At 45.8% G+C, this 20,751-nt stretch carries 18 protein-coding genes; 6 read left to right on the top strand and 12 right to left on the bottom strand.

What is annotated here, in order from left to right:
* Positions 1 to 155: 155 nt before the first annotated feature.
* The 4 genes from Ga0123461_RS08665 to Ga0123461_RS08650 all read left to right on the top strand — a co-directional run bounded on the left by Ga0123461_RS08665 (position 156) and on the right by Ga0123461_RS08650 (position 5,000).
* The gene (locus Ga0123461_RS08665) at positions 156 to 392 is read left to right on the top strand and encodes a hypothetical protein (RefSeq protein ID WP_100277972.1); all 237 of its coding nucleotides are present in this window, start codon (positions 156 to 158) and stop codon (positions 390 to 392) included.
* Complete coding sequence (locus tag Ga0123461_RS08660; RefSeq protein WP_100277971.1) at positions 376 to 2,223, top strand: type IV secretion system DNA-binding domain-containing protein; 1,848 nt, start codon at positions 376 to 378, stop codon at positions 2,221 to 2,223. Before Ga0123461_RS08665 ends, Ga0123461_RS08660 begins: the two co-directional genes overlap by 17 nt.
* Positions 2,223 to 4,637, top strand: a complete 2,415-nt coding sequence (gene mobF / locus Ga0123461_RS08655) for a MobF family relaxase (protein WP_100277970.1) — start codon at positions 2,223 to 2,225, stop codon at positions 4,635 to 4,637. The genes Ga0123461_RS08660 and mobF overlap by 1 nt, the downstream gene beginning before the upstream one ends.
* 90 nt (positions 4,638 to 4,727) lie before the next feature.
* Complete coding sequence (locus tag Ga0123461_RS08650) at positions 4,728 to 5,000, top strand: hypothetical protein (protein WP_100277969.1); 273 nt, start codon at positions 4,728 to 4,730, stop codon at positions 4,998 to 5,000.
* 23 nt (positions 5,001 to 5,023) lie between these two features.
* Here Ga0123461_RS08650 and Ga0123461_RS08645 read toward each other — a convergent pair whose 3' ends face one another.
* From Ga0123461_RS08645 to Ga0123461_RS08600, 10 genes are all read right to left on the bottom strand, one after another.
* Positions 5,024 to 8,161 carry an efflux RND transporter permease subunit gene (locus tag Ga0123461_RS08645; RefSeq protein WP_100277968.1) on the bottom strand — a complete coding sequence of 1,046 codons (3,138 nt, stop codon included), beginning with the start codon at positions 8,159 to 8,161 and terminating at the stop codon, positions 5,024 to 5,026.
* Between the two features lie 9 nt (positions 8,162 to 8,170).
* Positions 8,171 to 9,391 (bottom strand): efflux RND transporter periplasmic adaptor subunit, encoded by a 1,221-nt coding sequence (locus Ga0123461_RS08640; RefSeq protein ID WP_100277967.1) that lies wholly within the window; start codon positions 9,389 to 9,391, stop codon positions 8,171 to 8,173.
* On the bottom strand, positions 9,388 to 10,602 hold the full coding sequence (locus Ga0123461_RS08635; RefSeq protein ID WP_232710104.1) for a TolC family protein: 1,215 nt from the start codon (positions 10,600 to 10,602) through the stop codon (positions 9,388 to 9,390). Before Ga0123461_RS08635 ends, Ga0123461_RS08640 begins: the two co-directional genes overlap by 4 nt.
* A 136-nt stretch (positions 10,603 to 10,738) precedes the next feature.
* Positions 10,739 to 11,059, bottom strand: coding sequence for a hypothetical protein (locus Ga0123461_RS08630; RefSeq protein WP_100277965.1), 321 nt, complete (start codon positions 11,057 to 11,059; stop codon positions 10,739 to 10,741).
* Between the two features lie 81 nt (positions 11,060 to 11,140).
* A complete protein-coding gene (locus tag Ga0123461_RS08625; RefSeq protein WP_100277964.1) occupies positions 11,141 to 11,479 on the bottom strand; it encodes a hypothetical protein in 339 nt (112 codons plus the stop codon).
* A 60-nt stretch (positions 11,480 to 11,539) separates the two neighbouring features.
* Positions 11,540 to 11,896, bottom strand: coding sequence for a DUF6488 family protein (locus Ga0123461_RS08620; RefSeq protein WP_100277963.1), 357 nt, complete (start codon positions 11,894 to 11,896; stop codon positions 11,540 to 11,542).
* Between the two features lie 196 nt (positions 11,897 to 12,092).
* Positions 12,093 to 13,241 carry a HupE/UreJ family protein gene (locus Ga0123461_RS08615; RefSeq protein WP_198507041.1) on the bottom strand — a complete coding sequence of 383 codons (1,149 nt, stop codon included), beginning with the start codon at positions 13,239 to 13,241 and terminating at the stop codon, positions 12,093 to 12,095.
* A 35-nt stretch (positions 13,242 to 13,276) separates the two neighbouring features.
* Positions 13,277 to 13,588 (bottom strand): DUF3240 family protein, encoded by a 312-nt coding sequence (locus Ga0123461_RS08610; protein WP_100277962.1) that lies wholly within the window; start codon positions 13,586 to 13,588, stop codon positions 13,277 to 13,279.
* Positions 13,589 to 13,654: 66 nt separating this feature from the next.
* Entirely contained in the window at positions 13,655 to 14,650 is a 996-nt protein-coding gene (locus Ga0123461_RS08605; RefSeq protein WP_100277961.1) for a M56 family metallopeptidase, read from the bottom strand.
* Positions 14,647 to 15,054, bottom strand: coding sequence for a BlaI/MecI/CopY family transcriptional regulator (locus tag Ga0123461_RS08600; RefSeq protein WP_100277960.1), 408 nt, complete (start codon positions 15,052 to 15,054; stop codon positions 14,647 to 14,649). The genes Ga0123461_RS08605 and Ga0123461_RS08600 overlap by 4 nt, the downstream gene beginning before the upstream one ends.
* A gap of 247 nt (positions 15,055 to 15,301) precedes the next feature.
* Between Ga0123461_RS08600 and Ga0123461_RS08595 the strand changes: the two genes are divergently transcribed.
* The gene (locus tag Ga0123461_RS08595; RefSeq protein WP_100277959.1) at positions 15,302 to 15,913 is read left to right on the top strand and encodes a hypothetical protein; all 612 of its coding nucleotides are present in this window, start codon (positions 15,302 to 15,304) and stop codon (positions 15,911 to 15,913) included.
* Positions 15,914 to 16,096: 183 nt separating this feature from the next.
* Positions 16,097 to 16,441 (top strand): hypothetical protein, encoded by a 345-nt coding sequence (locus Ga0123461_RS08590; protein ID WP_100277958.1) that lies wholly within the window; start codon positions 16,097 to 16,099, stop codon positions 16,439 to 16,441.
* 541 nt (positions 16,442 to 16,982) lie between these two features.
* Here Ga0123461_RS08590 and Ga0123461_RS08585 read toward each other — a convergent pair.
* Entirely contained in the window at positions 16,983 to 18,305 is a 1,323-nt protein-coding gene (locus Ga0123461_RS08585; RefSeq protein WP_100277957.1) for a hypothetical protein, read from the bottom strand.
* Positions 18,306 to 18,866: 561 nt separating this feature from the next.
* Positions 18,867 to 20,735, bottom strand: a complete 1,869-nt coding sequence (locus tag Ga0123461_RS08580) for a sensor domain-containing diguanylate cyclase (protein ID WP_100277956.1) — start codon at positions 20,733 to 20,735, stop codon at positions 18,867 to 18,869.
* Positions 20,736 to 20,751: the final 16 nt, after the last annotated feature.

The following is a 20,751-nucleotide window of genomic DNA, read 5'->3' as shown; positions in this document are numbered from 1 at the left end:
TGTTACCCAAAAGCTGGAATCATCAAATATCCAGTAATCGCAAGCGATTTAGCGTGAACATACTGTTATACCTTGGTCGTGAACTAACATTCTTCATTTGATTACCTATATCCAAGAACACAGCCACTTCATAGGCGTGTTTGAGGAGAATAGCTATGGCAAAACGAAGAAGTACACGTATCAATACCATGTTCAGTGAGAATACATTTGATTGGTTGAAGGCCGAGGCTGATGAGCGAGGCCAGTCTTTAGCTCAGGTCGTCAGAGATAAAGTTTCACTAGCGAAGAGGGAAAGTGCATCGCTGGAACAGCTCACTCGACTAGAGAAAATCATCAAGAAATCTCACAGCCTTATCATTGATAAGCTTGCAGGAAATGATGATGTTGAATGATCCGGAGCGTCAGCTCAGACGATATATCAACATAAGAAGTGAGCATCTATTCAAAGTTGCAGCACTGGGATTTGTAGCTACATCAGCAATCGCGTTCCTTCTTTTTTGGGATAGTAAATCACTTGGACCACTCGCAGTTCATCTTAGTTATTTGAGTAAGATCATGGATGGCTCACGGAGCATTGAACAATATCTCAATGCGTTAGAGATGCGGAAACTGGTGTTGCCGATAGTTCAACACATCACCTTTTCATTATCTTTCGGATTGATTGGGGCCGTCGCAAGCATCATACCCTGGATTAGGCGACCAGATCGGATGAGCTGGATCTACATCAAAGATGGCGTTGAAGTTTTTGAACAAGCCAGAGCAGGCATCAAAGCTTTCAGAAAGAAAGTGGGTATATGGAAGAAGCGCGGCATTAAAATTTATCAAGGAGTTGGTGGCAACTTCAGGCTTCCATATGAGTTCGAGTCAAAGCACTTGCTCTACCTCGGCTCAGTCGGTTCAGGAAAAACTGCATCCATGCTTCATGCAATTCAGTCTATTATTAAGCGTGGCGATAAAGCTGTGGTTTATGACTACAAAGGAGACATGACCGAATGGCTTCTTGGTCGTGATGAAGTTTCACTGATTGGCTTTGCAGATAAGCGATCTGAGGCATGGCACATTGCTAAAGACATTCATGATCCTTTACTCGCGAGGGAACTTGCTAAAACCATTATCAAAGAAACATCCGAACCTGTATGGAGTGACAGTGCACGTGATGTACTATCCGGTGTCATTGAATATCTCATTACAACCAAGCCTGGTAGCTGGGGCTTTCAGGATGTGTCTGATCTTCTTAACCAGGACAGACAAGAGATGGCAAAGCTTCTGAGGTCTATTGGACATGGTGCAGCTAATACGATTGATAAGCCTAATGAAGATCGTGGTGCAAACTCAATAATGACTACCGTTAGGTCTGGCGCATGGATATTCGACGTGCTTGGCAAAGCCTGGGGTAATCCATCATCAGGTTTTTCAGTGCGTGATTGGATACATGATAAAAGTCCGGACAATCGAATTGTCATCCTAAGAAATTATCCTGGCCTCTCGGCAGTCTCAAACTGGCTACTATATATCATATTCAACCAGCTATTCGGTGAAGTCCTATCTCTGAAGGACGATGGTAAGCGAAGGATTTGGGCTGTCATAGATGAGTTAGCAACTCTGCCATCTATCCCGAGATTAGAAGAGTGCCTGATCGCTTCAAGAAGTAGGGGATTCAGGTTCATGTGTGGTATCCAGAACTTCAGCTCGATGCGTGAGAAGTATGGGGCTGATATTGCTCAGACCATCTTCTCACAGTTTGCGACCCGAATTATCTGTCGAGTGTCTGATGCTGATACAGCTTCAGCTCTTGCCGCTGATATGGGAGGAGACAGGCGCATCATCCGAGCTGATGTGCGACTGATAAAGAGCCTTGATGACAAAGGACGTGAGAAAATGGAGTGGGATACTCAATGGGTTGAGAAGATTGAACCTACCATGCTTAACAGCTCTATCATGAACTTGCCTGACCCGACTGAGAAAGGCGGTGTTCCAGCATGGCTCTATATTTCAAGCTTCCCCATTGCAAAGCTGCAATGGCACTTCTTAAAGATTAAACCTACAGCCTCCGTTGATGAGCCAGTTGATTGGATGAATGAGGTTGAACCACCCCAAGCCCCAGAGGAAAAGATATTTAAGCCAAAACCATTTCCTACGAGAGGGAAGCTTGCAAAGCCTTTAGAGGATGACTTTGAAGACCTGGATGGTGTGGATACTCCCGAGCTGGATGGTGATGAATAATGCTCAGTATCACTCAGATTGGAGGAATGAAGCGAACAAAGTCAGGCAACAAAGAAATGAATGGTGCGCAATATTATGCAGAGTATCTATCAAGCCAAGCTGAATCAGGTGAGCCGAAAGGTATATTTATTGGCGATGGTTTAGCTGATTTCGGTCTTGAAAATAAAGAACCTGACCTGGATACACTTAATCACCTGTTCCGGGGTGAAGACCAGGATGGCAAGAAGCTGATCAAGGGAACCAAGCACCGAAAGCATGCATATGACCTGACATTCAACTGCGGTAAGGATGTCTCTATCCTCTTTGCTCTGGCTAGTGAGGAGGAGAGAAGTCTTATCCAGCAGGCTCAGCAGAATGCCGTTGAAAAGGCTATTGAATATATCCAAAACAATGCGACCTATTCACGGACTGGCAAAGCTGGTGAGGAGAAGGTTCAGGTTAAGCGCCTGATAGCCGCCACCTTTGAGCACTCCACTGCAAGGCAGGCCAAGTCAGAGACAAGACCTTCCGTTCATCTCCATACCCATGCAGTCATCCCCAATATGGTGAGGTGCGACGATGGTGTGGTCCGAACCTTGCAATGTGATTTCTATCGGCATCAGATGTCTGCCTCAGCCATTCACTCAGCTGAATTATCCAGCGCCCTTCAAAAGCTGGGCTATGCCATTGAGCCGGACAAGAATGGCTTTCGAGTTGCTGGGGTGCCGGAAGAGCTAAAGAAGTCTTGGTCAGGAAGACGTTCAGAGCTGCTTGCGGCTGAGAAAGAGTTGAAGCTCGACCACGCGACCAATGTCCATACACGACGAAAGTTAGCGGCACTGGGCTCCAGAGGGAGGAAGACCGAAATAAATCGAGATGATCTATTCAAGGTTTGGCAACAAGAAGCCAAGGAGATGGGCGTTGAGCTTGAAAGTATCCGTACCACCAGGGCACAAGAGAAACCTGAGCCTTGGTCGGTAGAAAAGACACTGGAGAGCATCACAGAGCAGCAGTCCACCTTCGATGAGATTGGGCTATACAAGCACATTGCTCTGACATCGATTGTGGATGGGGATGCCAAAATCATTGAGGGACGTTTCCAGCAGACGCGAAACTCTCCTGAACTGATAAATTTAGGTGCTGGTGCTGACGGCGAGCACCGCTTCACAACAAAGGAAGTATTAGAGATTGAGCAAGGTATTCAATCATATGCCAAAGGCAGAAAATCAGAATCTAGTCATGCCGTGAAAAGCAGTGCAATTGATAAAGCCATTAGATCGCGCTCACTATCAGAGGAGCAGGAGCAGATGCTTCTTCACTGTTGCAAGGCTGATGGTGTCATTGCGGTGCAAGGGTCTGCGGGTTCAGGCAAGAGCTACTCTCTAGGTGCTGTGAAAGATGCTTACCAAGCCAGTGGATACAAAGTTATGGGCTGTGCTCTCTCTGCTGTGGCAGCTCAGAACCTTCAGGAAGGCTCTGGCATTCAGTCTGGAACCATCCATCGCTTACTCATCGACATGGAAATCGGGTCTAAATCTTTGGATGACAAGTCTGTGGTCATTATTGATGAGGCTGGCACTGCTGATAGCAGGCTCATTAATAAGCTGATGATGAGAGCCAATGGAGCAAAACTCATCTTTGTTGGCGACACCCATCAGCTTGAGGCGATTGGTTTATCCTTTTTCAGGAACTTGCAGCAGAACATCGGTTATATAGAACTCTCTGAGAACAGAAGGCAGCAAGGCGAAGCAGACAAGCAGGCTGTATCAGACTTCAGAGGAGGCAAGATATCTGAAGCCCTGATGAGCTATGCCAAGCGAGGTCTGTTATCTATTTCAGATCATGTGTTGGCTAGTCAGGACAAGCTCATCAGTGACTGGGATGCGGACAGACAAAAACATGGAGATAACGGCATCATCCTTGCCAGTACCAACGCCGAGTGCCGAGAGCTCAATAACCTGGCCAGAGCCAAGCTTAGAGAGGCTGGAGAGCTTGGTGTTGAGAACCAATACGAAAGTGAATATGGCTATATCGATATAGCTGAGGATGATCGGATCATGTTTACCAAGAATGATATCCGACTTGGTGTTAAAAACGGCATTCAGGCAACTGTTCTGAATGTGTCAGAAGATGCCTATCAGGCTCGGCTGGATGATGGAGAGGTCATCTCAGTGAATGTGGATGAGTATGGCTACTTCAAGCATTCCTATGCTATCTCAACCCACAAGTCTCAAGGTCAATCTGTCAGTCGTTCTTATATCTTTTCATCAGGTAAAATGATTTCCAAGGAGATGGGTTATGTTCAGCTCACTCGGGCCAAGAACCAAACCAAAATTTATGCTGATAAAGAGATGCTAGGTGACTTGGCTTTAGACGAACTCAGCAAGCAGATGAGTAAATCTCAGCAGAAGGAAACAGTTTTGGATATGCTATAAATCATGTGTGAGTTTAGAATGGTTAGTTATTGTTGATTGGCAAATAACGGCCGTGAGTCGCCCGTCGTGACTGGCAGCAGTCGGCCAGTTATGGACATTCAGATTCTGCCTACCGATAGTTGTATTGAAGCCAATAAACTTTGCGTTATTTCTATTCCGCTCTTTCCTTATGTTCAGGTGTACTCTCTTCCTGTTCAGGAGGATGGCGCTCTGGGTGATGATGAACATGCTTTCCGTTTCTGTAGAGATGCCCTGAAATATGCTTTTCACGGGGCTCATAATATTTCTTTGCATTATCCGCCCGATGTACTGGTGCGCAGGCAGTCAATAACCCAAATGCGATACTCACCAAAATCAAATTAAAAGAGGTATTCCGTAGGTTCATTCTATTCGCCCTTCCTGGTTGAGATGCGGCTGCCACTAAAACGCTCAAATAGACATGGTAAAACAAACAGTGTTAATAGTGTGGAAGACACAAGCCCGCCTACTACCACTGTTGCGAGCGGCCTCTGAATTTCTGAACCAATACCTGTAGCCAAAAGCAATGGAATCAAACCAAGTGCTGCAATCATGGCAGTCATTAACACCGGTCTTAGACGGCTCTCCGCACCATGTCGAATGGCGTCACCCAAATTATGTTCACCAAGATGACGATTGATCGCATCGACCAGCACAACCCCGTTAAGCACGGCTACCCCGAACAGTGCAATAAAGCCGATACTGGATGGCACGGAGAGGTATTGCCCCGAAACTAACAAGGCTAGAATTCCGCCAATTAGAGCCATCGGTACGTTCAGCATAATCAGCGCCGCTTGCCCGACGGAATGGAATGCAAAATAGAGCAACAGGAAGATCATGAGCAGTGACAGTGGCACAACCACCATCAACTTGGCCTGAGCACGCTGTTGATTCTCAAACTGACCACCAAATACCACCGTATAGCCTGGTGGAAGATCAACCTCACTTTGGATGCGTTGATCCAGTTCAGCTACAAGGCTGCCCATGTCACGCCCTTCAACATTGCTCTGAATAACTACGCGTCGCTGCACATCGTCACGTTTGATCATAGGAGGCCCTTGCTCCACCCCAATAGAGGCTACATCTTCAAGACGAACCCATGCACCGCTTGGAGACTGTAAAATCAGACTGCCAATTGATTCACTGTTGTGGCGATAATCTTTAGCCAGTCGCACATAGATATCATATCGCTCATTCCCTTGAATCACCTGTCCGGCAGATGCTCCACCAATGGCATCCGCAACCAGACTCATTACATCATTTACAGGGATACCATATCGATCCAACTTGTTGCGATCAGGACGAACTACCAACTGAGCCTCTCCCTCAATTTGCTCCATCTCCACATCGCGGGTGCCTTCCACACTTTTCGCCACGGTTTCGATTTTCTTACCCATTTCAGCAAGCACTTTCAGATCAGGTCCGAACAGCTTAATCGCAAGTGCCGCTTTCACACCTGACAGCAGTTCATCCACGCGCATGGCAATCGGTTGGGTGAAGGAGACCAGAATGCCGGGCACCACCTCCATCTCTTCACGCATCAAATTTTGCAGCGCTTTCCTGTCGCTTGCACTGGTCCAATCAGAGACCGGTTTCAGGCCAACGAAAAGTTCCACATTGGACACCGGTTCCGGATCTCCACCAATTTCTGAACGGCCCGTTCTGGCAGAAACATAAGTAATCTCCGGGAACTTCTCGATCAGTACCCGCTCCAGTTTTTCACCAACCCCCTTGGCATAACCAAGCGAGGACGATGGTGCCAATGTAATGCGAATAGCCAGCGTTCCTTCTTCCAGTTCAGGTACAAACTCAGTGCCCAGAAATGGAACTGTGGCAAGCGTAAGTACAAAGGCAGCAGCTGCGCCGCCAACCACTGCTTTACGCGCCTTCAGGGCGGATTTAAGCAGTCCATGATAAGCCCGAGCAATCGGTGCCAATACAGGACTGTCTTTGTGAACCACCCCTTTCGTGAATAGAAAGGTTGCCAATACAGGCATTACAAACAGAGCCACCAGTAGTGATGCAAACATGGCAAAGCAAATGGAAAGGGCCATCGGCGTAAACATCTTTCCTTCCACACCCTCAAGAGAGAACAGAGGCGTAAAAACCAGCAAGATAATGAGCACAGCAAACAGCACGGGGCGCGCCACCTCTTTCGAGGCTTCAGTAATGCGCAGTGCTACACCACGTTTCTCATCAGGCAGTTTTTCCAAGTGTTTGAAGATATTTTCTACCATCACCACAGAACCATCGACCATCATACCGATAGCAATAGCCAAGCCACCAAGACTCATCAGGTTGGCTGATATACCGTAATATTGCATAACGCCTAATGCAGCCAGAATCGAGATTGGGACCGATAGCAGTACCAGCGTTGCCGCTCGCATATTCATCAAGAACAGGAATAGCACGATAATGATCAGGACAAAGGCTTCCAACAGGGCTTTTTCAACTGTCCATACTGCCTTATTGATCAAATCAGACTGATCATAAAAAGGTTGAATGGTAACACCCTTTGGCAATGCCTTCTGAACGATATCCAATCTTGATTTAACATCATCAATGGTGTTTTTGGTGTTAGCACCAAAGCGTTTAAGGGTAATGCCTACGACGACTTCACCGAGCGAGGTGATCTTTCCATCTTCAGCTCGCTCAGTCATGGTAACTGCGCCCTGACGAATTTCACCACCAAAGGCCACAGCCGCGACATCGGATACGCGAATAGATGTGCCATTCACTGTTTTGACCGGAATCGCCGCAATGGCTTTCAAACCCTCTTCACCGCCGGGAACCCAGCCAACACCTCGAATCACCAGCTGCTCATCGCCCTGTGGCAGATACCATCCACCGGCATTGCGATTGTTGGCTTCAATGGCTCTTGCTACATCATCAACATGCAGATTGTAGGAGAGCAATTGTTCAGGGTTCAGTTGCACCTGATACTGACGCGTTTCTCCACCATAAGAGAGGATGTCTGTCACGCCTTCAACTGGCATCAGCATCAACTTCACTACCCAATCGTTGAGAGCCCTGAGTGTCATCGCATCATAGCCGGCGTCCGGAGCCGACTTGATAATATACTGGAACACCTGACCAAGCCCTGATGTGTTCGGCCCGATTTTGGGGACTCCTGCCCACGCAGGAACAGTCTGACTGGCATCCTGAAGCTTTTGGAATACCAACTGCCTGGCGAAATAAATATCAGTGCCTTCCTTAAACACGACAGTAATCACTGATAGTCCCGTTTTGGAAATCGAGCGCACCTCTTCAACATCCGGCAGTGCATACATCACCGCTTCAATCGGGTAGGTAATCAACTGCTCCACTTCTTCAGAGGCCAAACCCTCAGCTTCAGTATTGATCTGCACCTGCACATTGGTCACATCGGGGAATGCATCGAGATTCAATTTCGGCACAACGAACAGTGCATAAGCCATTGAACCCAGCAATAACAATAGAATCAGAAGGCGGTTATTAACCGCCGCATCAATTAATTTGCTAAACATGGATGCACCTCAATGGTTGTGTGCTTCAAAGCCGGATTTCGCCAGTTCTGAAGCAAGGACAAATGCGCCCTTAACAACAACAGATTCACCCTCTTTCACGCCTTCAATAATTGGAACAAGTCCCATGCTCGCTTTACCAACACGGACCTCTCTACGCTCAAAACTCCCTGGCTCTTCCTCAACAAAAACAATTAACTCACTGCCTTGTCGTTGAATGGCCCCCTCAGGCAACAGCAATGACTCTTCACCAGAGCCTGCTTCAATCTCAGCACTCACAAACATGCCAGGATGCAAAGCATCTTCAGGATTCTGCACTTCAAGGCGCACACCCACGGTACGTGTCGTCTTGTCTAACTGATGATGTACGTTGATAACCTTGGCTTTGAAATGCTTTGTATTGTCTTTAGTAGATACAACTGCTGATCGTCCTGTTGTTATACCACTCATCTGAGACTGAGACAGTTTAACCTCAACCCAGACGGTTGATTCATCAACGATCTGCATCAGCTGAGTGCCAGCAGCAATGTGCTGACCTATACGGAAATCATCTGCCACAATCGTCCCTGAACTTGGGGCATAAAGGGTTAACTGACCATATTGGTTCGAACTAATCAGCGCGTCGATTCTCTTACCTGACAGGCCATAAGAAGCTAACCCGGCCCGTGCTGCTGCAAGGTTCGCATGAGCTGCCTGATGAATGCTAGTTGCCTGCTGCAGGCGCGCCTGCGAAACAATTTTTTCTTTCGCCAAGGTTTCAATGCGTTTCAAATCAAGTTTGCTCTTTCGATGCTCCGCTTCTGACCTCAGATAATTAGCCTCGGCCTGAGCTAAGGATGAACTTGTGAGTGTCACAAGCTTTTGCCCCTTTGTTACTTCCTCGCCCAAACGCACATGGCGAGCATGAATAGCGCCATCAACCAATGTGGTGATATCCGAAAGTTTATAGGCATTGAAATCCACACTTCCTGGCGCATTGATGGCCTGAACTTCAGGACGGTGTTTAATCACTTCACTTTCTATACCTGCTTGTTTGATCTGGGCTGGAGTTAACTTAATAGCTCCACCTTCTTCTGCATGAGCATCGGGCTTTTCACTTCCGTGACCATCTTCTTTATGGTCATCAATGCTTGCATGAGCATGGCCGGCCTCTTCATGATCATGATCTTCTGCGATGGCAGGAAAACTCATAAATAATATAAGTGTCGTTATTAATGCTATTAATGTTTTCATTCTTTGATTCCCTGGAGGATATATTCCGGGTGACCCAGCACTTCAGCCAGACGAATACGGGCTAACCAGCCCTGTTTAACAATTGCTGCGGAGTTGATACGCGACTCAAGGATCTGGTTGATATGCACGACAAGCTCTTCGATATTCAACTCGCCTGCATCGAAAGCCATCCTGGCCAGTTCGATGTTGTCTGGAGATGAGGGCTTCCCTTCGACTTTGCTCAAGGCTAATAGTGATTGCATAGCTGTGGTGTGGCTAAAGAGTGCTTCCTGAACTTCGAGCTTCACTCGCTGCTCAAACCATTCCAGTTCAGTTTTATAGGCCGATGCCTGAGACAGTGCAGCACGATATGCGCCACTGTGGCTGTTGAGTACCGGGATAGGCATTGTAAAGCCAAGTGAGATGAGTTGATCACCGGCCTCTCTACCAGCCATCAGTCCAACAGTTACATCTGGAATTCGTTTAGCATTAGCAAGATCAGCCTGCGCTGTGTGCTGAGCCAACCGTTGCCGTTTGGCTGTGATATCAGGTCGGGAGTTCATAGCTATATCAACAGGATCGGATAGTGGCTGCCAACCCACGAGCAGTTTAGGCAACTCCGGTTGAATCTCTTTAATCTCACCACCGGCACCGACTGCCATCACATACCTGGACACATTCATGGCATGTTGTTTCTTAGCCTGAGCTTCAGCATTGATAGCTTGGGTCAATGAAGCTTGAGAGAGATTTACATCCAGTTGGTTGGCCTCACCAAGCTCCATCTGTCTGAAAATAGCTTTGTGCAACTGCAAGAGTGTACCTGCTTGTTGGTTTCGCCATACAAGTTCTCGCTTGGAGAAGTGCAGCTCCACAAACGCCCTGGCCGCATTTGTAGACACTTGTTGATACATGCTGTCTGATTCCAGTCTAACGGCCTCTAAGCCAGCCTGAGCAGACAACTCGCGATACTTTTGCTTGCCACCAAGCTCAATCCCTTGTGATAACGTAACGTAGTAATCGTTTGATGAGCCGCCGCCATTCAGCCTTCGTCGTTGAGGCTCAACAGATAACTCCGGATTATACGCATAGGAACCTTGCTCCTGAAGCTCACCTTGAGCACCGTCAACCTGCATTTTGGATATCTTTAACATTGGGTGTTGCTCTACAGCAGCATCCATTGCTGCCTTCAGCGTTACAGCATTGGCATAGAATGGGTGAATGCATAATAGCATTCCGATCATTAAATATCGTATTCGCACAGTTTCCCCCTGTGGTAAGAATTAGTGTGTGAGGGGAAGCTGATTTCCTGAAATAAATAGCAACAAGCGCAACCTTAAAAAGGTTGTCTAATGTTAGATTATTGGAAAATCAGCTGTGTAGTGCTTTTGGAGGATGTTCTATCAGGGAGGGCAGATTTTTGAGGTTCATATCTGCCAGAATGAACTGATGTACGGATGAAACTAATGGAGCTGTTTCATGTTGCTCCACTTCAGATGCCGCGAAAGTGTGCGATGCGTGAACATGGCAACCATGATCAGTCGAACCCTGTTCATGATCGTTCTTCTCACCATGAAGGTGCCCTGCAACATGACCTACATCAGCATCCATTGCATGCACATGGATATCAAATCCGCATGTGAATACAGAAAGCTGTAAGGCAAAGAAAGCCATGAGGGCCAAAGCGCGCATGGGAATAAGCTAGTAACTAATATTCATTGTAGCAAGGTGTCATTTTTGTTCATACCTCTCGTGAATCGCAACAATTCGGGCTTAGACAACTGTCATCACAGCCTTATGAGCAAAGTATCCAACTATTAAAAGTAATAACCCCAGCCCATAACATCCCCAAAAACTAATGCTCAATTTATCAGCCAGTAAAAATGGAATGAAGAACAATAATGAAAAAGGAATCCCAATCATAATGCTTTTGGCGAACCTGATTGTATTAGCAGAGTTTTCCCACTCAAGGTGTGAAAACACTAATACAACAAGCGTTGCAATTGGCAGTGCCACAATAAACCCTGCAAGCTCTGGGCGTTTGCCGGACAGCCAAGAGCCGAATGAAATTACTACTGCAGCAATAAATACTTTTACAAAGGCCAAACTCATGGGTGTCTCTCTTATGGGGCTGCTAAAAATAGCAATGCTGTTGAGCTTATCCAGTGCGCACTATTTGCCAGTAAAGTTTGCTGCAATATAGTCACCTGTAGAGCTTAGGAAGATATAAAGCGTGTCCTTAGCTGAGTCTGATGAGTGGCTATTTTTGAATGTGATCAACCACTCAGCTTGATCGCCATTCATTTTCTTTTCTGCAGAAGCAATTGTTGCTGCCCCCCAGCTTTTATCAACTTTCTCTTGTTCGACCAGCATCATGACGCGTCCTGCTGCAACCGATTCTGCTTGGCTTTGGCTAATTAGAGCTGGCCCATGAGAATGGCCGTGACCATGGTCATGACCACCGCCTGCCAAAGCAGTCAGCGGTGACAATATTAACGAAAGTGCAAAAATAAATGTTTTTATGTTCATATATTTCTCCTGTTATTAATCAAGATTATCGTGAGTAGTTGGATTTGGTGCTGTCTGTTGTGTGTCAGACTGTTCTGTCACTGGGTCATGGCTATGACCATGGTCTGAACATGCTATTAAAGACAACGAAAACAGCCCAATAATGAAGCTCATCAATAGTGCTTTTATACGCATAAATATACCTTCCTATCCTTAATCAAAGACTATCATGGTTTGTTGGAATCTGGGTTTCTTCTGGCAAAACTGGTGCCGGTTTCTGCTTGAGTAGATAAGACCCTTTGATTTCCAATAGGACACGAACAGGTGACTGGGTATTGTTTTTCCAATACCAGCCGTGTGTGCCCGTAAAAGGTGCGCTCAAAGAGCCATTAGAGCTGCTCTTGGTATCCTTTTCGTAGCTTTTGAAGTAACCAGTCGTATCGCCCTTGGGTTCACCATGGAAATCATAAAACAGCTCATCTCCATCCGTTTTCCATGCATATTGAAGCACCGCATCTTTGGCAACGATGATTTTATATTCTATGTCACCTCTGGCAGGAACAATGACTGTAATTGAATCATTTGAGGATGCTTGTTGAGGCATTGCAGAACTACCTGCAACATTGCCTTCATTACTTTGTGTGAGTTCAGCAGCAACAGCGACATTGCCCTTCTCACCATCATGCGAGAAATCATGCATTTGCATAAGGAAAAGCAGTCCACCAGCCATGATGAGGCTATAGTTTGCAATCAGACTGAATGCTTTGAATGAATGCCTCTTTCGCCATGCAGCAATAAGTAGCAACATCAAAGCAAGAGCAGTGATTTGTCCTAACTCAATACCTACGTTGAACGAAATGATATTTAGTAAAAGGCTATCTGGATTAAGTGGCAACTCCTGCAAACGGGTGGACAATCCGAAGCCGTGAATCAAGCCCAGACCAACAATCATGAGCATCATATTTGGTGGATTGATATTCAGGTATTTACGGAAGCCATCAATATTGGCGAAGGCAATATAACAGACGCTTAAAGCAATCACCGCATCGATGAGAAAGTAGTTAAGCTGAACTCCATTAAATGTGGCATAGATTAAAGTGATGCTGTGACCAATAGTGAAGGCTGAGACATATTTAACGATGTCTCGAAATTTACTCAGGAAAAAGATGATACCAAATACAAATGCGAGGTGGTCATAGCCTGAAAGCATGTGTGTTGCACCAATCCACATATAAAGCAGGTTACCACCATCAACAATGGCCTGCTTGTCAGCTTCGGACATTCCATGAGCGTATGCCACTTGTGATAGCAATCCGGCAATAAACACCCCTATGACAAGAGCCATGAGTTTGGGTTTAAAAAACATATTTCTGACTTCCTTATTTATGATGTAAGAGACCATTATAGATGCCCATCTTGTTCTACGGCGGTGACCCAATAATAAGCCCCTTTCATTTGACCACTGGCTCTGGCATTCCGCAGAGTATTGAGCACCACATCTAAATCACTGTCTTGCAGCACAATATCTGCCCTCACTCGAGGAATGGCTCCAACCACTGAGTCTCTAGCCGAGAGAAAAGAATCTTGTTCGGGCTCAATTCCATGGCCTTCTACGTGGTTCATTGTAAATCCTTGTACTTGTCCAATCGTTCGTAGTTGATTGGTCAGTTCCTGCTGGTCATCGGTGTGAATTATTATTGTTAAGCACTTCATGCAAATTTCTCCGTAGGCTGAGAGTTAAGTTCGCCGTTGATTGGTAATGTGTATCTGATCATGGCACTACATATGCCCAGTCATAAGTTGGAGAATTGATTCAGTAAAATGATGGAGGTCATCAATCACGGCAACGACGGCAACCAGAACGCCTATACCAAAGAGGTTTATATAGCCTCTTGATATAGGCTCAGAAATAGGAGGCTGAGCAACGAGGGATTCAACACGTGCAGAAATGTTGCTGCCCGAAATTGACATCACCATAGAAGGAACTCGCTGCATGATGAATAGCCGCTCAACAGCAAGAATAGTGTCAGCAACGTGCAGCCTTCCCCCAGTTTGAGCTGCTGCCACCTCATCGCACGCTTGTTCTGTCGCAAGGTCAAAATCCTTCAGAAGGTCTTTTCGAAGCCATGGGATATGTGCGAAGGAGAACGCATGCGCAATAAAATGCCGTAATGGGTCTCTACGGCTTACATGGGCCTGTTCATGGGCAATCACCACATCCAACTGCTGTGGAGATAAGGTTTGCATCAATTGAGAAGATATAAATACCCTCATACGACGAAAGCCCACTGATAAGGCAAGAGGCATATCCCAATCTACTATACGAACAGGATCTGTTTCATGAGGACGGCTTGCCATCATCAATGTCCGTTGAAACTTATGAGCACGTAATAGATCAAAGACAGGAGTACCAATAAAGAAAATGCTTATTCCAACCAATGCGGCTAGAAGGAGCTGCAGGATGCTGTTTTCTACTGGTAAAGGTGGGTGAATCAGGCAAAGGTGTAAGTGCCCACCGTGGACGCTGCAATGATCAGGAACAAAACCAAACAGGCTTATGATTGAGGGCATGAAGCTGAGAAGGCTGAGCACTGCCCCTATAAGAGCAGGTGCAATCAACCAGGCGAGCAAAGTCGTTGAACGTAATTTAGGTGATAGCTTAGCCATACGCTGCCGGACAAATGGGTAAACAATTGCACTAACAAGCGCGGCTAGAATCGCGAACCCTAAACTGGCAAGAAGTCCAAGTTGGATCACTCCAAAGTAGTTATTCATTCGTTTTTATCCGAAGGTTCATCAGCTCGACGTTGTGCAATCAGTTGTTCCAAGCGATCAAGGCTGGATTCATCTTCTCGTGCAGCATAATCAATAAAGGCAGACAATAAGTAATCAGTCTTTCCACCTGAAAGTGTTTTAACCACATCATCGATTAGTTGAGTCATCAGTTCCCCTCGTTGAACGGATGGAGAATAAACATATGAATGACTAATCTTTTCACGCTTCAGGAGCTGTTTTCTGAATAATCGCTCTAAAGTAGACTGAATTGTATTTAGAGAAATCCCACGCTGAGTGCCGATGCTTTTATGCACCCCCTTTGCATCTCCGGATGCCGAAGTCCAAAGGTGCTCTAGAACAGCCATTTCTAATTCACCTAGGTTTTGTCGTTTCACAGGAAGCACTGATGGATTCTCCTTCTAGGACAACATGTCTTGCTAGTGGCCTATAATGAGAAAATAAAACCGACCGTCAATCGGTTTTTATATTGTGAGGTTAACCGGGTGTTCAGAACAAAGCGTATTTTATGCAAACGAATGTCCGAGATTGGCCGACTGCTGCCGATCACGACAGGCGACTCACGGCCAAAACCGGGCATTGACCTATTCCAATTCATCCCAATACTTATCCAGTCGAATACAGGGGTAATTAATGGAGGCAAACAAAAGACATCAGGAGCAGAATAACACACCTATAAAATTTTACTTAGGTAGCATTCTTCTTGCACTTGGAATATTTTTTATCGACCTAAATCTGCCATTGGGCATTGCTGGCGGTGTCCCTTATGTGGCACTTGTTTTGATTGCAATATGGGCTCCAAAAGTTCATCACATCTATTTAATGGCGATAATTGGTACAATCCTTACAATATTGGGTTTTTATCTCTCACCATCTGGCGGTGAGCTATGGAAGGTCTTAGCAAACAGAGCTTTGGCACTTTTCGCTATATGGGTAGCTGCAAGCTTTGCCATTAAGTCCAAATTAGAATTCAACCGAACCTTGATGGCTAAAGAGCAACTAATAAAGTCTCTTTCAGAACTGGAAACTCGAAACAGAGAGTTAAATAAAGCAATGGGCACTATCAAAACCATAAGTGGTATAGTTCCAATATGTGCCTGGTGCAGCAATCAGATCAAGGATGATGATGGAGAGTGGATCAAACTTGAAAAGTATTTTGAGGGGCATACTAATGCGCAACTTTCTCACGGAATGTGCCCCAATTGTTCAGGAAAGTTCTCCAAGCAAGAAAAAGCAAAGTCATGACGAATCAATAGAGTTAAAGCCACATTCTCTTCTAATATTATGCGAAACCAGATGCTGTCCAAATGTCCGGTTTTGGCCGCATTAAGACAGTCGAACCTCACTTGCTTTCAATAAGATAAAATTAAAACTCTACATATATAAGCCTATCTAAACCTATGAGCAAACGCTCATAGGAGACACGCGATGAGTTCAATTGAAGAGATCAAAGCAACAGCTATATCAGAATTGGAAGAAAGGTTTAATTCAGATCCAGAGATGCAATATCCAGAAGATATGGTATCTGAAATTGCCGATAGCAGTGTGCCGATTTATACCTATGAACTGGCACTGGTAGCGCAGTCTTCAATGGATGTGATGCTGCATGAGAATGAGCTTCCCCCAGCCTTTGACGGCACGCCAACCATCACCAACCAAATTGCTACGGCGATTTATGAGATTGTTCAGGAAGAACTTTATGAAAGATTATATGAACTTCAGCAGGAGCATGAAGTACAGCAAGATAATGGTACTGAAATGGAAGTGGGCTGATTAGAGCAGCCCACCCATCTATGCCCTTAGCATGGTTACCCAGGCAATTCTGGCATTACCAGTTTGTGGTGAACCTTGGCGGAATAATCATGATTGACCATTAGACCGAGAGAACCACTTTTCAGCTTCTTCAAAGCTTTGCTCAACGCCATCTCCATTGTAATACATTCCACCTAAATGCTCACATGCTGAAATGCGGGTAGTCCATAATTTATAACTTTGGAGCAGGCACGATGACACCTCCTACAAATAAATGCGGGCTTAATACCATGTATGCTTCTGCGCATACTGCAATTACTAAGCTCTAGCCATAAGCCCCCCCCTGAGTGCATCTATCACTCGTGTTCTCATGTATGTAATAAATATAATGAGAATATCAAATATGACCTTTCCAAGGGTGTATGCGGATACAAATTGACTTGCGATAGCGTTATCACTCTTTTACATTATCAGAATTGATTAAATATGGCTGTGCAATGTGGAGGGTTTTCCCCCGGGGGTATGATATTTATTACTTACCATTTATTGGACTAGATGCCTGTTAGTTAGATAAATGTAGATACTGTGCACGCACGATATTGGGAACGCTGCCTGGATCAATCAATCCTAGAAGCTCTTTAAAGTTGCTGCGGTATGAGCCACCAAAAGAGAGACGCTTACCCAATGGGTTTTCCTTGGAGGTTGCAGACTGAATTAGGGTCGCAATTTCTCTGGGGGAGAAGTTTTTTACCATTTGATCATAATAGCTTGCTGCTGCATTTGAAAAGCCGTAGCCGTTGCCAACTCTACAGCAGCCTATGGTTTGAACGTATTCTTCTAAAACTGTTTCTGGTGCAGCACTCTGTAAACTCAGCTCAAGCAACCGCTCAGCAAATGCTGGTTCGTTATAAAAGTTGTTCATTCCATTATGTACGTTCCACAAGCGCTCCACAGCCCGAGAAAATATCACATGCTGTTCGGATTCATTCAGAAGATGAAGAAGGCCAAGTTTTTCAAAGAACTGTAATGAAGCTGCATGTTTTTCTTCATATCCTTTTGCCACATATTCGGAATGATTATTAATAAGCTCTGACCGCATAGCGGCGTTTAAGCTTTCAAGTAGACCATTGCAAATATCTAAAGAGTTTAACCGCGCTTGCTCCGGTGTGTTTGGATCGCAATAAACACCATGCACCATTATCACAAGCATCTGCCTCTGAGAGTCATGTGTTTCGATTAATCTTTGAATCCATATGCTACATTGGTTGTCATTAAACCGTGGGCCTTTAACGGCAGATATAAAAGCCCCTATGTCGACACCCTTGGGAGATGATGAATCGGCTAATGCATAGCGCACGCAGCGGTTCAGAAAAGTCGAGAACTCTCTATCATTCACTTTGCCCAGTGTTGGATGAGCTGCTGAAAAATTATTGCGTACACCTCTTGACTGGTCTAAAAAGAAATAACCGTCTTCATCTATAATATTGAGTTTCAAGCAAAGTTCTAATAACTGACTATCCTGAAGCTCCAGCAAATGTTTTTCTTCGAAATCTTTTTGCCTAATCTGAGCAACAACGGGTAATCCAAACACTCTGATTTTACTGCGCAGGTGGAGAACTGCTGCATTCCAAATATAATTCATTGCTCCATCAAACAGGCCAGCGCTTACTGCTACACACATTCGTGCGACTAGCTCCCCTCGCAGTGCCTCAGGTATTTCTCGGATTTCACGGGGGAGGTCTCGCCATGCGTATTCAATTTCTTCGGCACTCGCCAACATTTCTCTTGGGATTCCAAGAGATTGCGTTAACTCAGTAATGGCAGGTAAAAACGTTGTAGGTAGTGCAGGCAATGTTGGCTCTGTTTTGACAATGATATCGTTCATGGATGCCTCTTTCCTTGCTTGGCATCTGTGCTTGCCGCCAATTCTATGTATTTATAATACGCAAGCTTACAGCCTACCTCCATGACTTACTTCAGACAAATATATCTCCTATTATATAGCTCGATCGGATTGAACTGACTAGAAATTGATTGCGGTTCCGTAATCGCTCTTTTACATTATCAGTGTTGATTTAATATTGCAGTGCAACGTGTAGGAGTTCTCCTCAGCGTATGATATTAATCAGTTACCGTTTGTCGGACTAGATCAATTCGGGGAAATGTTAAATTTACCTCTAAGATAAGTGATTTCTTGCTTTAAATTTAACAAAATATGATATCACTGCGTGATTTTATTATGTTTATTTGTTTGTATATAGTATTTTATGGTATGTATATATTTAACAAAAGCATATACAGGTGCGTATAACCGTTCTGAGACTTACCATAGACCTTATTTGTAAGGTTATGTTGTAGAAATGTAGTAACTTTAGGAAGAATAAAAAAGGGCTCCATCGGAGCCCTTTTTTAATGCCTCTTTTAAGGTGCTTGATACTGTGGGAATTTAAGCATTCCCCAATAACATGACTACCCTGTTCCTTCCGGACTCCTTAGCCTGATAGAGTGCTTTGTCTGCAACCTTTAACATATCTTCAACACTTAACCGTTGTTTTTTTCCCTCAAGGGTGCAGAGCCCAATACTGGCTGTAACAGTAATGCTGGTTCCTTCATAGTCGACGGGAGAGATTTCGATTGCACGACGAAGCCTTTCTGCCACTTCATGCGCAGCTGCAGCAGAGGTCTCTAGCAGTAGAATGCCGAACTCCTCGCCTCCCAGCCGTCCAATAATATCTGTCTCCCTCTTTATGGAATTACAGGTGGAGACAAGATGCTTGAGAACCTGATCACCGGCATCATGGCCGTAGGTATCGTTGACAGCTTTGAAGTGATCAATATCCAGCATGATCACAGCAATAGGGCGGTTATAGCGACTGGCAATTTTAAGGTCATGCATACCCCGTTCCAGAAAGTGGCGGCGGTTAAAAATTTCGGTCAGCCCATCGGTAGTGGCTAGCAGGTGCAATTTGGCATTGGCCTTCTCCAGATCAATGGTGCGCTCTTCCACCTTCATCTCCAGCTCTTCCTGATGTTTTTCCTGCACCCGAATGACATGTTCTTGTGCCTGAATGCGCTGTTGCTTTTCACTGTTAATCCGGTCGCCCAGTGCAAGTGAGAGCAGGATTACCTCCAGCGCCATGCCGATCGGCAGAAAGGTTTCCCCCCAGAATGTTCGAGGCAGAACACCGAGCTTCTCCAGAGAGGCCAGTATCACGGCAATCAGGAAGGCGCTCCAGGCAATGGTGAAATAGCGCGCCATCGCTTCTCCGTTCCGCCACAGCATTGCTCCACAGTAGAGTGCGGTCAGGGAGGTCACGATGATCATAACCAGCGCCCCCTGAACGATGAGGTGGTAGGAGGTGAAGGGGAGGAGGGCGAGCAAGGCAATAAGGATAAGCACGATACCGGTCAGCAGCTGTCCGGCTCGAGGCGCATTGTTTTTCAGGTCAAGAAAATAGTGAACAAAACGACAGACAAAGATACCGCCCGTGGTGATAAATATTGCCAGGCCATACTGCTGAAATGCTGCCGCCTCAGGCCATAGGAATTTGTAGCCCCAGCCGGTCAGCCCGGCAATAAAGAGGCCGAACATCAGCACATAGAGGACATAATAGATGTAGGCCGGTTCATACACCCTGATGAAAAGAAACAGGTTGTAGAGAAGCAGAGAGAGGATAACACCAAAATAGATTCCAATGGCGCTCATTACGATTTCGTCGCGCGCGTGATATGCCTCTTCACTCCACAGGGTCATCGGCACCTGTACAGCCCCTGAACTCTTCACGCGCAGGTAGAGGTTTAGCTGCCCAGCTGGTGATACCGTTAACGGAAAAACAAAGCCCCGGTGCTTGAGCGGGCGCTCAACATAGGGCCTGGAGTCACCTGTTTGAAATTCCTGCAAAAGCTGCTCTCCTGCAAACAGGTAGAGCGAGACCTCATCAAGCAGTGGATGGTCGATTTCCAGCAGTCGATCCTGAAGTTCAGAAGCTTCAAGGTTGATGCGGAACCAGTAAGCCGACTGGCTGAAGCCGAAGCTGGGAACTGTCTGGGAATGTTTCTGCCATGCCATTTCAGGCTGCTGTCTGATCGAGCTGATATCAAGTTGTCCCGATCTGTCTTCAAGATATTCGACACGGTTCCCCAGAGGATAGGAGTGCTGGGTTGTCTCCAGCTGCAGTGTGGGCGTTGCCTGAGCCTCGGAAGAGCAGATAAGCGAGAGCATTGCGAAAACAAAGGATAGCAGCACTGGAAGTGAGAGAGCGTTCTTCTGCGCTTTAGAAGAGGGTTCCATCCATGGGGCAGATCGAGTGATCATATAAACTGCACCTCTT

The sequence above is a fragment of the Mariprofundus aestuarium genome (genome assembly GCF_002795805.1).
In the GTDB taxonomy this organism is placed as follows: domain Bacteria; phylum Pseudomonadota; class Zetaproteobacteria; order Mariprofundales; family Mariprofundaceae; genus Mariprofundus; species Mariprofundus aestuarium.
Note: the sequence above shows the minus strand (reverse complement) of the source record. Positions and strands in the feature narration are given on the sequence as shown.